Here is a 12,345-nt window from a genome sequence, read left to right on the forward strand (position 1 = left end):
GAAGACCGGAACCAATTTAAATAATTGGCACTGACATTCATCGACACACTATTGAGTTCTCAAAGAACACACGCACACACCAACACCCCCGGCGTGAACCGGCTGGTCAGTGAGGCTGCTTGTTTGTTCTGGTGAAGCTTAGCTCAGCCCTTGCAGCAGAACCAAATCCGCTGATCAGGTGGAGCAGTTGTGATCATCAGGCGCTCGTCGTCCAACCTCGTGTCCCGTGCCTCTCGGCTCCGGGTCGGTGTCCGTGTCGCTCTGACCTGGAATAAGTTACGTGTTGCTACGAACCAAAGTCAAATCGGCTGGTCAGAGCCCTAAATCGCCCATATCTCGCAACTCGCCCTTGCAACTGCACGGTCATCCAGCGACCTTTGGTGTGTGTACGTGTGCGATTGGTCGATCACGAGCGCCGTAGTCGGCGAGTTCGCGGAACGACTGCCCGGACCTGATGAATCCGACTGGCGCGTCAGCTGGTTGCCCGGCCGCGTCTTCACCCGCGACCAAGCGCTGGCCGCCATGGAACTGGTCGAGCTCCTCTATGACCCGGACCGCCCGAACAGTCCGGCCACCCAAGCCACGATCGCGGCCGCCGCCGAGATACTCGGCATCCGTCCCATCGACGCCGCCATCACTCTGTCCGAACGTCACCCCTGACAACCCGCGGTCCATGAAAGCGAAAAGGCCGGTCCCACCTTCAAGGTGAGACCGGCCTTCGCGGGTTCAGGGTCAGAATCCCGCACGCTGAACGAACTGCTTCGCCGCATCGACGCTGGAGAAGCCCGACAGGGTGATGTAGAGATTGCTCTTCGGAACGAAGACCTCGAGCGTCGCGCTGCCATTGCTGAGCGAGCTGCCCGGATCGATGCGAACCTTGCGCGAACCCTCATCGGTGAGCCAGTCCGGATGCTGCGACTGCCAGATATGCAGGATCACATCGGGCTTCGTGGTGATCGAGGCGAGCGGGTAGTACTCATTGTCCGGCCAGTGCATGAGCCCCTGCGTCAGCGAATCGTGCGCGCTGATGGTCATGCCCGCCTGATTGGCCTCACCCCGGTAGTCGTCACCGGGCTTCTGGCGCACATCGTTCTTCAAGACCGCCGTCTTCAGCGCCGCGGGCAGCGCATCGACGATCGGCTGCACGGCCGCGGGCACCGCTCCCGCTTTCGCACCCGCGGTCGTCGACTTCGGCGCTTTGGTACTGGAGGACGGGGCGCTCGTCGTCTTCGAGGTACTCGCCGCGGCGCTCGTAGTGGTGGCCTGCGCGGAATTGCTGTCGGAACCACCGCTGTTCAGAGCGACCACGATCCCGCCGACGATCACGATCACCAGCACCACCGCGCCACCGATCAACACCAGCGGCGACTTCCATCCCTTACCGGGCGGCGGAGCCTGCGGCGGCATACCCGGCTGCTGCCCCCATTGCTGTTGCGGCATTCCACCCGGCTGCCCCCACGCCTGCTGCGGGGCTCCCCACCCCTGCTGCGGCTGTTGTTGTGGCGACGGAAAGCCTTGTGGCGCTTGCGATTGCGGCGGGTACGGCTGGCCCGTATAGGGCTGCGGCGGCGGGCCGTAACCCGGCGGCACCTGCCCCTGCTGCCCGGGCTGTCCCGGATTCGGCTGCTGCGGATAGTTCATTCGAATCTCCCCTCCTTCGAGCGAACCGGACGTCCGTCACGGCACGCGCGAAAGAGCCTAACCAGCGCTTAGGTCAGGCGATCGGGGAGTCGGTCGAGCAGACCTTCCACGCACCCTCGGACCGGGCCAGGCGGAACTCGACGCTCTGCACCGTCGGCGAATTCGTGCGGGACAGCGTGACCGCCGCGGTGGCCGCGTCACCGTCGATCCGGGTCTCGCCGAAACCATTCACGATGAGCCGGGATCCGCGCGCCGGGCCGTCACTCCACATCTTGTAGGCGACCAGCGGGCCGAGCGTCTCCAACTCCTCGGCCATATATCCGCAGGTGTCATTGCGCAGCCTGGCCAGATCGACCGCATTGGTGGCATCGACGTAGTCGCGCACCGCCTGCTCCACGGCGATCGACTCGATGACATCGGCCGAGGCGCTACCGATTCCCCCGACCACCGCGGGTCCGCCCACCAGCAGCGCGGGCGTGAGACTCAACATGACCAGCGGCCGCCGAATCGTGAGGGCAAACTTGAATCCCGAACCATTCCGGCTGTTGAACATCAACATTTGACACACCCCTACGGTTCGGCAATTCTCCAGCAATCATCAAATTCTGATGACTACCCGGCGCCGACGCAAACCGATGCGACCACCATCACACTCGCGGCGGACAGTGCCGGTGGGAGCGGGTCTCAGTCCAGGGCGGCCAGTTTGCGAAGCAGCAGATCCCGCTCGCGGTCATTGGCACACAGTTTCGCGGCTCGCTCGAGCTCGACACGCGCCTCATCCGGGCGATCCAGGCGGGTGAGCAGCTCACCGCGCACCGTCGGCAGCAGATGCGAATTCGGGAGGGCATCGACGGCCAGCAGATCGTCGACGATCGGAAGAGCAGCCGCCGGACCCTGGGCCATGGACACCGCGACCGCACGATTGAGGTCGACGATCGGGGACGGCGCGAGCCTGCCCAGCGCCTCGTAGAGCAGAACTATGCGCTCCCAGTTCGTGGCCTCGACAGAGGCTGCGACCGCATGACATTCGGCAATCGACGCCTGCAAACCGTAGGCACCCAAGCCTCGGCCGAGCTGTCCCGCACGGGACAGCGCCGCCCGGCCACGGGCGATCGCGGCCCGGTCCCAGCGGCGGCGATCTTGGTCTTCGAGCAACACCGGTTCACCCTCGGGTCCGGTCCGGGCCGGGAATCGCGCCGCCGTCAATTCCAGCAGTGCCAGCAGGCCGTGCGCCTCCGGCTCGTTCGGCATCAGGTGAGCCAGCACGCGCCCCAGGCGCTGCGCCTCACCGGCCAGATCGAATCGAATGAGATCGCCGCCCGAGCTGGCCGAGGACCCCTCGGTGAAGATCAGGTAGACCACGCTCAGCACGGACCCGAGTCGCTCGGAACGCTCCTGCACCGACGGCACTCGGAATGGAACCCGTGCCGCGCCAAGGGTTTTCTTCGCTCGGGTGATGCGAGCCTGCACGGTCGCGGTCGGAACCAGGAATGCCTTGGCGATCTCATCGCTCGTCAGACCACCGACCACCCGGAGGGTGAGCGCCACCCGCGCCTCACGCGAAAGCACGGGATGACACGAGATGAACATCAATGCGAGCACGTCATCGTCGATCTGGTCCGGATCCCACAACACATCCCCGCCGACCCCGTCCTCACCCAGTTCACGGGCGAGGACGGAGTACCGCTCATCGAGCGCGGCCCGGCGGCGGAACCCATCGATCGCGCGACGGCGGCCCACCGTCAGCAGCCAGCCCGCCGGATTCCGTGGCACACCCTCGCGAGGCCAATTCACCAGCGCCTCCGCCAGCGCTTCCTGCGCGAGATCCTCGGCCAGCGCGAAATCACCGGTATAGCGCGCGAGCGCACCGACGATCCGCGCCGACTCGATGCGCCAGATGGCGGCGACGGCCTCGCGATCAGAGCTGTCCGGTGGCCTCACGCCACTTCCGCTCCTTCTGAATCCACTCATTGTCCTGCGGGAATTCATCGATGGTGGTGACCCGGCGAATCTCGGTCTTGAAACCCGCACCCGTCATGGGCGACCGCTTCGCCCACTCCACGGCCTCTTCCTTGGACGCCACATTCAGGATGTAGAACCCGCCGAACAGTTCCTTGGTCTCGCCGTACGGCCCATCGGTGATCACCGGCGGCTCGGAGGAGAAGTCCACGACCACGCCCTCGGCGGGATCGTCGAGTCCCTCGGCGGCGAGCAGCACGCCCGCCCGGATCATCTCGTCGTTGTACGCGCCGACGGTAGCCAGCACCTCGTTGAAGTCGGCGTTCATCATGCCCGCCAGCGCCTCGTCATTCGCACGGAAAATCAGCATGTACTTCATGGCTCTGTCTCCTCGTGTGGACGGGTCCCTCTCGGACCCTCTCACCACAAGGTCGAATGGGGAAGGACGCGAATCGACAATCCCCTGAACTTTTTTCGCGACGATTTTTTCGGTGCGACCCGACCAGCCCCGGAAACGCGACCGCCCCCGGAAACGCCGGAAGCCGGCTCGCCCGAAGGCGAACCGGCTTCCAGTTCGAGAGGTGTTGCCGGAAGGCAGGACTCAGAAGTCCATGCCGCCCATGCCACCGGTCGGGTCGCCCGCGGGGGCGGACTTCTCCGGCTTGTCGGCGACGACGGCCTCGGTGGTGAGGAACAGCGCCGCGATGGAGGCCGCGTTCTGCAGAGCGGAACGGGTGACCTTGACCGGGTCGGCAACGCCGGCGGCCAGCAGGTCGACGTACTCGCCCGTGTCGGCGTTCAGGCCGTGGCCGGCGGGAAGGTTCGAGACCTTCTCGGCGACAACGCCCGGCTCCAGGCCGGCATTGAAGGCGATCTGCTTCAGCGGAGCCGAGAGCGCGACGCGAACGATGTTCGCGCCGGTGGCCTCGTCACCGGTGAGGGAGAGCGCGTCCAGCGCCGGGGCGGCCTGCACGAGGGCCACGCCGCCACCGGCGACGATGCCCTCTTCGACGGCAGCCTTGGCGTTGCGCACGGCATCTTCGATGCGGTGCTTGCGCTCCTTGAGCTCGACCTCGGTCGCGGCACCGGCCTTGATGACCGCAACGCCGCCGGCCAGCTTGGCCAGACGCTCCTGCAGCTTCTCACGGTCGTAGTCCGAGTCCGAGTTCTCGATCTCGGTGCGGATCTGCTGAACCCGGCCCTTGATGGCCTCCGGGTCGCCCGCGCCCTCGACGATGGTGGTCTCGTCCTTGGTGATGACGACCTTGCGGGCGGTGCCCAGCAGCTCGATGCCGGCGGTGTCCAGGGACAGGCCCACCTCTTCGCTGATGACCTCGCCACCGGTGAGGATGGCGATATCGGCCAGCATGGCCTTGCGACGGTCACCGAAGCCCGGCGCCTTGACGGCGATGGACTTGAAGGTGCCGCGGATCTTGTTCACGACCAGGGTCGAGAGGGCTTCGCCCTCGACGTCCTCGGCAATGATCAGCAGCGGCTTGCCGGCCTGAATGACCTTCTCCAGCAGCGGCAGCAGGTCCTTGACGGTGGAGATCTTGGAACCGACCAGGAGGATGTACGGATCCTCGAGGGTGGCTTCCTGACGCTCCGGGTCGGTCACGAAGTAACCGGAGATGTAGCCCTTGTCGAAGCGCATGCCCTCGGTGAGCTCCAGCTGGAGACCGAAGGTGTTGCTCTCCTCGACGGTGATGACGCCTTCCTTGCCGACCTTGTCCATGGCCTCGGCGATCAGATCACCGATGGACGAGTCGCCGGCCGAGATACCGGCGGTGGCAGCGATCTGCTCCTTGGTCTCGACCTCCTTGGCGGTCTCGAGGAGACGGGCAGTGATGGCCTCGACGGCCTTCTCGATGCCACGCTTCAGACCCAGCGGGTTCGCGCCGGCGGCGACATTGCGCAGGCCCTCGCGGACCAGTGCCTGAGCCAGCACGGTCGCGGTGGTGGTGCCGTCACCCGCGACGTCGTCGGTCTTCTTGGCAACTTCCTTGACGAGCTCCGCGCCGATCTTCTCGTACGGATCCTCGAGCTCGATTTCCTTCGCGATGGAGACACCATCGTTGGTGATGGTGGGGGCGCCCCACTTCTTCTCCAGCACGACGTTGCGGCCCTTCGGGCCCAGCGTCACCTTGACGGCGTCGGCGAGGGCGTTCAGACCGCGCTCGAGACCGCGACGGGCCTCTTCGTCGTACGCAATTGTCTTGGCCATTGCGTTGAGATCCTCCAGATCAGGGGATTGACACGATCTGGCCGGCTCGGTGCCCGCGACGGACGACCCGGAGGTGTGTGGCTCCCGGCCTCACCGTCCCGACCTAGCACTCACGGGTCTGGAGTGCCAAAGCCATTTCTAGCACTCACCGATGGCGAGTGCAAGGTCGGGGTAGGCCGACGGAAGCTCCGCGGCCAACCCCGGGCACCCGCCCGGATCAGCGCACGAGTCGGTCGTCCACCCGCAGCAACAGGGCGATCAAGGCGTCGGTGCGCCGCTCTTCGGGAGTGCGTGGCTCGCCATTCTCGATGGTGACGAGTTCCGCATCATTGAGCAGCAACTCCGCCTCGATGCGCATGATGGCCCGGATGAACGCCGGCGCGATGTCCGGCGGCAGATCGCCATTGACGATATAGCCGTCCGGCGTGTCCTCGGTGGAGACATAGGACAGTGCGCGCAGCAGGTCGGCGCGTGTTTCCCCCGCAACTAGGTCGGAACCTTCGTCGTCCGCCATATCGACATCGTATCGCCCGCGGCCGGAGATCCGGGTAGGCCGCGCCCGCAGTACTACTGCGAGTCCCCTTATTTCTGCGCCTGTAGCGACTCGAGCAGGCCGATGAGGTCGGCGGCCACCGCATCTTTTTCCAAACCGAGACCCGACAGCGTGCCGGAACCGGCTTCCAGATCCAGGAGTGCGAGCAGCAGATGCTCGGTGCCGACGTAGTTGTGACCTAGGCGCAGCGCCTCCCGGAAGGTCAGCTCGAGGGCCTTCTTGGCCTGGCCGTCGAAGGGGATCAGCGCGGGAGATTCACCCTCGGCGGGCGAGAGGGCGGCGGTCGCGACCCGGCGCACCGCCTCGGAGGAGACGCCCTTGCCATTGATGATCGCCACCGCGAGGGACTCCGGCTCGCTGAGCAGGCCCAGGATCAGGTGCTCGGTGGAGATTTCGGCATGCCCGGTGGCGCGCGCCTCTTCCTGCGCGGCCATCACCACGGCGCGGGCGCGTTGGGTGAATCGCGCGAAACCGGCGTTCGGGTCCAGGGCGGCGGCATTCGGATCGCCGGGGGACTTGGGTACGAAGCGTTTCTGCGCGGCCTGCTTGGTGACGCCCATGCTGCCGCCGATATCCGTCCAGGACGCGCCGGAACGGCGGGCCTGATCGACGAAATGGCCGATCAGATGGTCGGCGACATCACCGAGATGATTGGCGGCCACCACCGCGTCGGTGAGCTGTTCCAGGACATCGTCGGGGCGGGCCTTCTTTATGCCGTCGATCAGATCGTCGAGGCGGATCGGGTTCGTCATACGTCAACTGTAAGTTGACCATTCTGATTTGGTCAACCATTAGTTGACGATTTGTGATGTCTTTTTCTCGCTAGCGGGACACCTTGTCGGCGCGGATGAAATAGGCCAGCTTGTCCGGGTTCACGACCAGGCGGAGAGCCGAGACCCGGTCCTCGACCAGATCGGCGGTGGCGATCAGGACCGCGGTACCGGCCACGCGCGCAACGAAAGCCGGTGCGGCATTGACCTCTTCGATGGTTATCTCCAGACCGGGGAGGTCGCGGGCGAGCAGACCGGCCAGGTAGCGGGCCACTCGATCGCGGCCGCTGATCGGGTGACGGGGGGCGCCGACCCGGCCGCCGCCGTCGGCCGTGGCGACGATATCCGCGGCCAACAGCGCCTCGAGGGCGTCGATAGCGCCGGAACGGGCCGCGGTGAGGAGCTTCTGGAAGGGGGCGCGGGCGGCGGCGGGGGCCGGATCGAAGCGGGGGCGGTCCGCCCGGACCTGCTGGGTGGCGCGGCGATAGAGCAGCTGCGAGTCGGCCTCGGAAAGGTTGATCATGTCGGCGATTTCGCGATGGGCGTAGCCGAATGCCTCGCGCAGCACGAAGACCGCGCGCTCGGCGGGAGTCAGGAGTTCGAGGCCGGACAGGACGGCCATCGACAGGAGTTCGCGCTGCTCGGCGGATTCGAGAGGACCGAGTTCCCCGTGGCCGGTCTGCACCGGCTCGGGCAGCCAGGGGCCGGTGTAGCTTTTCCGGCGGGCGCGGGCCGAGATCAGCCCGGCGCGGCAGTGATTCACCAATGCGGTGGTCAACCAGGTTTCGGCGGAACGGATCTCACCTCGGTCGTTCACCGCGTTCCAGTGCAGGCCGGTTTCCTGGACGGCGTCCTCGGCTTCGCTCGCCGATCCGAGCAGGCGGTAGGCGAGCGCGAACAGTCTCGGGCGATGTCGCTCGAATTCCACCAGCCCACCGGCGTCCATGGGTCCACCTGTCCTCGCACGACGTAGCAACCGCACACGCTCACGGTGAGCGCTCCGCCTTGGTGACGGCCTACGGATCTCTTGTTGAGATCAACAAACGATATGTGCGAGTTACATCCCCGGCGTGCGCGAAGTGCGCGAGATTACTTGGACGCCACCCGAATTGCCACGGCCACCTGGGTATTCGCGTACGTGGGGGCCAGGCAGGCGAGCTTGGCCGTGCCGAGCGCCACATTCGGGCTGCCTTCCAGAATGGAATTCGGGTTGGCCGCAAGGATCTGGTCGATAACGGTCTTCTCGGTGGCGTCGTCCAGATCGCGGAAATCACCACACGTGGTCTGCGCGCCATTGGGGGCGACCGTCTTCTTGGCGGCCGCGGTCTTGGTGGGAGCGCCCGACGGCGGCTCGATGGGCGCTCCGGCCGAGGTGGCCACGGCCGCATTGGTGGGCTTGGCCGCACCGGTGGTCGTACTGATCGGGCGCATCCCGTCGGCCGAATCGGACTTGTCCGAACCGCATCCGGCTAGCCCGAGCACCATCGCGCCTGCCACGAGGGCGACGATCGAAATCCGCTTCATGCCTGCTTTCCGAACTTTCCGAGAGGGCCTGCGCGCCGGACCTGCCCGGCGCTCGCAGCAGCGTACCCGGAGCCGTCCGAAAGCGTCGGAAAAGCTCGCAACCCGCAACTTTCCGGCGATCGACCGCCGGAAAGCCGCGATGCGGATCAGTGCACGTGCTGCTGCCAGTCCGCGGGCACGCGATCGCGCGGACCCGGAACCGTCTGATCCAGGGGATGATGGTGCGGCGCGGCCAGTTCCGGGCCCTCGCCGTACATCTCCTCGGTCGCGAAGTTGTAGAACCAGTCCTCGCCCGGCTCATAGCTCTGCACGAACGGGTGCCCGGAATTCTTGAAATGCTTGGTGGCGTGCTGGGACGGGGAGCTGTCACAGCAGCCGACGTGACCGCATTCGGCACAGCGGCGCAGGTGCACCCACCAGCCTTGGGCGGCTTCGCATTCCACGCAGCCGGGGCCGCTGGGGGCCGAGGTGGGGTTGATTCCCTCGATCTGCTCGGACATCAGTTTCCTCCCGTATCAGCTTGCACCGCACCATCTTGCAGGGGCGCCGCCGCGACTTCCTGGCTTTCGATCGGAAGCCGCACGATGAACCGGGTATTGCCCGGCTCGGATTCGACTCGGATATCGCCGTGATGCTTGTTCACCACGATCCGGAACGAGATGTCCAGACCCAGGCCGGTGCCCTCGCCGACCGGTTTGGTGGTGAAGAACGCGTCGAAGATGCGGCTGCGGATCTCCACCGGGATACCCGGACCGGTATCACCGATTTCCACTGCGACGCACTCGTTCTCGCGATAGGTGCGGACGGTGAGCGTGCCCCGGCCGCCCATGGCGGCGACGGCATTGTCGATCAGGTTGGTCCACACCTGATTCAGTTCGGCCGCGTAGCAGGGCACCGGCGGCAGGCCGCGGTCGTAGTCCTTGACCACCGCGATATCGTCGCCGATCTTGCGGGCCAGCATGACCAGGGTGCTGTCCAGCAGTTCGTGAATGTCGACCACCTGGAACGGGGCCCGATCCATCTGTGAGTACTGCTTGGCCGCGTTCACCAGCGAGGAGATGCGGGTGGTCGAATCGGCGATCTCGTTCATGAGCAGCTCGGTCTCGATGGTGTAGTTGAGCCACCGGATCGCGCCCTCGAAAACGTCTGTGCCGCATTCGTGCAGGGTGCCGTGCACCTTCTCCAGCCAGTCGATATCGAATCCGCCCTGCACGAAGTTCGGCGCGAGATCCCAGCCGTTCGAAATATTGTGGGATTCCAGCCAGTCGCCCAGCTCGTCCTCCCGGTCGGCGGCCTCCAGCGAGGTCAGCGTCGGGGCCTTGGCGACCTGCGCGGCCGCCTCCTCCTGCAATTGCACCAGCGCTTCCAGGGTGGCCGAGTCGAACTTGCCGTGCGCCATCATCTTCAGCTTGTGCCGCATTCCGGCCACGCGTTCGCGCAGCGAGGAGGTGGCGCGCACCGCGGCGGCGGCCGGATTGTTCAGCTCATGGGTGAGGCCCGCCGAGAGCGAGCCCAGCGCCAGCAGCCGTTCGCGTTGCCCGAGAATCTCATTGGCATTGCGATTGCCGAAGAAGACGCCCTCCAGCAGGTGCAGCGCCATCGGGAACCATTCCTGGATCATCTTGGCGAAGGTGCCCGCGTCCAGGACGAAGAACTTCGACGGGCGGGTCACATAGAACGAGCCGGTGTAGTTCTGGTCCACCTTGTCGCCCATATAGGCGGTCCAGGCACCGGCGTAGGAGCCGTGGTGCTCGGTGCGGACGAGTTCGATCTCCTCGCCGCCGGACATCTTGGTGAGCCGGACCTCGCCCTCCATGAGGACGTAGAAACAGGTCGCCAGGTCGCCCTCGCGGAAGACCAGGCCGGGTTCGAACATTTCGACGCGACCGTCGCGGCACAGCCAGGCCAGCTGTTCGTCATTCAGCTTCTCGAACAGGAACAGATCGCGCAGTTCATTGGGATCGCAGATCAATCGGGTATTTCCCACTGTGGCCACTCCTACTGTTTCGCGAGGTAGCGGTGCACCAGCATGACGGCCATCGCGCCCTCACCGACCGCCGACGCCACCCGCTTCGCCGATTCCGACCGTACGTCGCCCGCGACGAATACGCCCGGAACGCTGGTCTCCAGATGTTGCGGCGGGCGGGGTAGCTCCCAGCCTGCCGGTCGTTCGCCGTCCACCATGAGATCGGGACCGGCCAGCACGTAACCGGCCTCGTCCCGCTTGACCATGCCGTCCAGCCAGTCGGTTTCCGGGGCCGCGCCGATGAACAGGAACAGGCGCTCGGCCGGTACCTTCTCCTCGGTTCCGGTGGCATTGTCGCGCAGCACGATTGCCTCCAGGTGGTCGTCACCGACGGCGGCGATCACCTCGGTACGCGGATGCACCTTGATGTTCGGGATCTGCTCGATCTGCTGAATCAGGTAGTGCGACATGGAATCCAGCAGCGATTCGGCCCGAATGAGTATGTGCACCCGGCTCGCATGCCGGGACAGGAACACGGCTGCCTGCCCCGCCGAGTTCGCGCCGCCGACAATGTAGACGTCCCGTTCGGCGCAGTCCGACGCCTCGGTCATGGCCGAGCCGTAGTAGACGCCGCGCCCGGTGAAATCGTCCACGCCGGGGGCCGGGTGATGCCGGTAGTTGACGCCGGTCGCGATGAGCACGCTGTGCGCGGCGATGCTGCCGCCGTCGGCGAACTTCACCACGCGGGCCGAACCGCAGGATTCCAGGGCCACCACCTCGCGGGCGGTGATCAGCTCGGCGCCGAACTTGACCGCCTGCCGTCGCGCCCGGTCCGCCAGCTGCGCGCCGGACAGGCCGTCCGGAAAGCCCAGGTAGTTCTCGATGCGCGAGCTCTGGCCCGCCTGGCCGCCGGTGGCGGTGCGCTCGACCAGGACGGTGCGCAGACCCTCCGACGCGCCGTAAACCGCCGCGCCCAAACCGGCCGGGCCGCCGCCGACCACGATCAGGTCGTAGAAATCGCCGGACGGGTCGACGGACAGGCCGACGCCCGCCGCCAGCTCCGAATCCGACGGCATGATGAGCACGTCACCGGTGGGATTGATGATCACCGGGCACTGGTCCTCGGTGGCACCGGCCGCGGTCAGCAGTCGCGAGCCCTCCGGCTCGTCGAACTGGTACCAGCGGTACGGCAACTGATTGCGCGCCAGGAACTCTCGCACCTCCGAACATCGCGCCGACCAGCGATGCCCGACCACCTTGGTCTCGGTGACCGGCTTGTGGTCATCGCTGCGCCAGGCGTCCAGCAGGGCGTCCACGACCGGATAGAGCTTCTCCTCCGGCGGATCCCACGGCTTGAGCAGGTAATGGTCGAGGTCCACGACATTGATGGCCTCGATGGCGGCCTCGGTATCGGCGTAGGCGGTCAACAGCACGCGCCGCGCATAGGGGTGCAGGTCCATGGCCTGCTCCAGGAATTCGACGCCGTTCATACCGGGCATCCGGTAGTCGGCGATCAGGACCGCGACCGGCTGGCCGCGCAGCTTGAGTTCACGAAGGACGTCGAGGGCATCGGCCGCGGACTCCGCCCGCAGAATCCGGTAATCCGCCCCGTACCGGCGGCGCAGGTCACGAACAACCGCACGTGAGACGCCAGGATCGTCGTCGACACTGAGGATGGCCGGTTTGGCGGCAGCTGGTGAAGTCACCT

The 12,345-nt window shown here is 66.0% G+C and carries 13 protein-coding genes; 1 reads left to right on the forward strand and 12 read right to left on the reverse strand.

Features of this window, described 5'->3' with window-relative positions:
• Positions 1-390 precede the first annotated feature (390 nt).
• A complete protein-coding gene (locus AB0N05_RS17695) occupies positions 391-660 on the forward strand; it encodes a hypothetical protein (protein ID WP_364694722.1) in 270 nt (89 codons plus the stop codon).
• 72 nt (positions 661-732) lie between these two features.
• Here AB0N05_RS17695 and AB0N05_RS17700 read toward each other — a convergent pair whose 3' ends face one another.
• The 12 genes from AB0N05_RS17700 to AB0N05_RS17755 form a co-directional block, all read right to left on the reverse strand.
• Positions 733-1,641, reverse strand: coding sequence for a hypothetical protein (locus AB0N05_RS17700; protein WP_364694725.1), 909 nt, complete (start codon positions 1,639-1,641; stop codon positions 733-735).
• A 73-nt stretch (positions 1,642-1,714) separates the two neighbouring features.
• Complete coding sequence (locus AB0N05_RS17705) at positions 1,715-2,200, reverse strand: hypothetical protein (protein ID WP_364694728.1); 486 nt, start codon at positions 2,198-2,200, stop codon at positions 1,715-1,717.
• Between the two features lie 125 nt (positions 2,201-2,325).
• Positions 2,326-3,612 carry an RNA polymerase sigma factor gene (locus AB0N05_RS17710; protein ID WP_364694731.1) on the reverse strand — a complete coding sequence of 429 codons (1,287 nt, stop codon included), beginning with the start codon at positions 3,610-3,612 and terminating at the stop codon, positions 2,326-2,328.
• On the reverse strand, positions 3,560-3,979 hold the full coding sequence (locus tag AB0N05_RS17715; RefSeq protein WP_364694733.1) for a YciI family protein: 420 nt from the start codon (positions 3,977-3,979) through the stop codon (positions 3,560-3,562). The genes AB0N05_RS17710 and AB0N05_RS17715 overlap by 53 nt, the downstream gene beginning before the upstream one ends.
• A gap of 222 nt (positions 3,980-4,201) precedes the next feature.
• The gene (groL, locus tag AB0N05_RS17720; RefSeq protein WP_364694736.1) at positions 4,202-5,824 is read right to left on the reverse strand and encodes a chaperonin GroEL; all 1,623 of its coding nucleotides are present in this window, start codon (positions 5,822-5,824) and stop codon (positions 4,202-4,204) included.
• Between the two features lie 217 nt (positions 5,825-6,041).
• Entirely contained in the window at positions 6,042-6,338 is a 297-nt protein-coding gene (locus AB0N05_RS17725; protein ID WP_364694739.1) for a hypothetical protein, read from the reverse strand.
• 68 nt (positions 6,339-6,406) lie between these two features.
• The gene (locus AB0N05_RS17730) at positions 6,407-7,129 is read right to left on the reverse strand and encodes a Clp protease N-terminal domain-containing protein (protein WP_364694742.1); all 723 of its coding nucleotides are present in this window, start codon (positions 7,127-7,129) and stop codon (positions 6,407-6,409) included.
• A 70-nt stretch (positions 7,130-7,199) separates the two neighbouring features.
• Complete coding sequence (locus AB0N05_RS17735; protein ID WP_364694745.1) at positions 7,200-8,093, reverse strand: sigma-70 family RNA polymerase sigma factor; 894 nt, start codon at positions 8,091-8,093, stop codon at positions 7,200-7,202.
• A 143-nt stretch (positions 8,094-8,236) separates the two neighbouring features.
• On the reverse strand, positions 8,237-8,671 hold the full coding sequence (locus AB0N05_RS17740) for a hypothetical protein (RefSeq protein WP_364694748.1): 435 nt from the start codon (positions 8,669-8,671) through the stop codon (positions 8,237-8,239).
• A 146-nt stretch (positions 8,672-8,817) separates the two neighbouring features.
• Positions 8,818-9,171, reverse strand: a complete 354-nt coding sequence (locus AB0N05_RS17745; RefSeq protein ID WP_364694751.1) for a UBP-type zinc finger domain-containing protein — start codon at positions 9,169-9,171, stop codon at positions 8,818-8,820.
• Positions 9,171-10,658, reverse strand: coding sequence for an ATP-binding protein (locus AB0N05_RS17750; RefSeq protein WP_364694753.1), 1,488 nt, complete (start codon positions 10,656-10,658; stop codon positions 9,171-9,173). The genes AB0N05_RS17745 and AB0N05_RS17750 overlap by 1 nt, the downstream gene beginning before the upstream one ends.
• Positions 10,659-10,669: 11 nt before the next feature.
• Complete coding sequence (locus AB0N05_RS17755) at positions 10,670-12,343, reverse strand: FAD-dependent oxidoreductase (RefSeq protein WP_364694756.1); 1,674 nt, start codon at positions 12,341-12,343, stop codon at positions 10,670-10,672.
• Between the last annotated feature and the right edge of the window lie 2 nt (positions 12,344-12,345).

It is taken from the genome of Nocardia sp. NPDC051030 (genome assembly GCF_040683015.1).
Lineage (GTDB): Bacteria > Actinomycetota > Actinomycetes > Mycobacteriales > Mycobacteriaceae > Nocardia.

Excerpts from the sequence above, each read along its gene's own strand:
- AB0N05_RS17700 (WP_364694725.1), bottom strand. The coding sequence starts at position 1,641 with ATGAACTATCCGCAGCAGCCGAATCCGGGACAGCCCGGGCAGCAGGGG.
- AB0N05_RS17705 (WP_364694728.1), bottom strand. The coding sequence starts at position 2,200 with ATGTTGATGTTCAACAGCCGGAATGGTTCGGGATTCAAGTTTGCCCTC.
- AB0N05_RS17710 (WP_364694731.1), bottom strand. The coding sequence starts at position 3,612 with ATGAGTGGATTCAGAAGGAGCGGAAGTGGCGTGAGGCCACCGGACAGC.
- AB0N05_RS17715 (WP_364694733.1), bottom strand. The coding sequence starts at position 3,979 with ATGAAGTACATGCTGATTTTCCGTGCGAATGACGAGGCGCTGGCGGGC.
- groL (WP_364694736.1), bottom strand. The coding sequence starts at position 5,824 with ATGGCCAAGACAATTGCGTACGACGAAGAGGCCCGTCGCGGTCTCGAG.
- AB0N05_RS17725 (WP_364694739.1), bottom strand. The coding sequence starts at position 6,338 with ATGGCGGACGACGAAGGTTCCGACCTAGTTGCGGGGGAAACACGCGCC.
- AB0N05_RS17730 (WP_364694742.1), bottom strand. The coding sequence starts at position 7,129 with ATGACGAACCCGATCCGCCTCGACGATCTGATCGACGGCATAAAGAAG.
- AB0N05_RS17735 (WP_364694745.1), bottom strand. The coding sequence starts at position 8,093 with ATGGACGCCGGTGGGCTGGTGGAATTCGAGCGACATCGCCCGAGACTG.
- AB0N05_RS17740 (WP_364694748.1), bottom strand. The coding sequence starts at position 8,671 with ATGAAGCGGATTTCGATCGTCGCCCTCGTGGCAGGCGCGATGGTGCTC.
- AB0N05_RS17745 (WP_364694751.1), bottom strand. The coding sequence starts at position 9,171 with ATGTCCGAGCAGATCGAGGGAATCAACCCCACCTCGGCCCCCAGCGGC.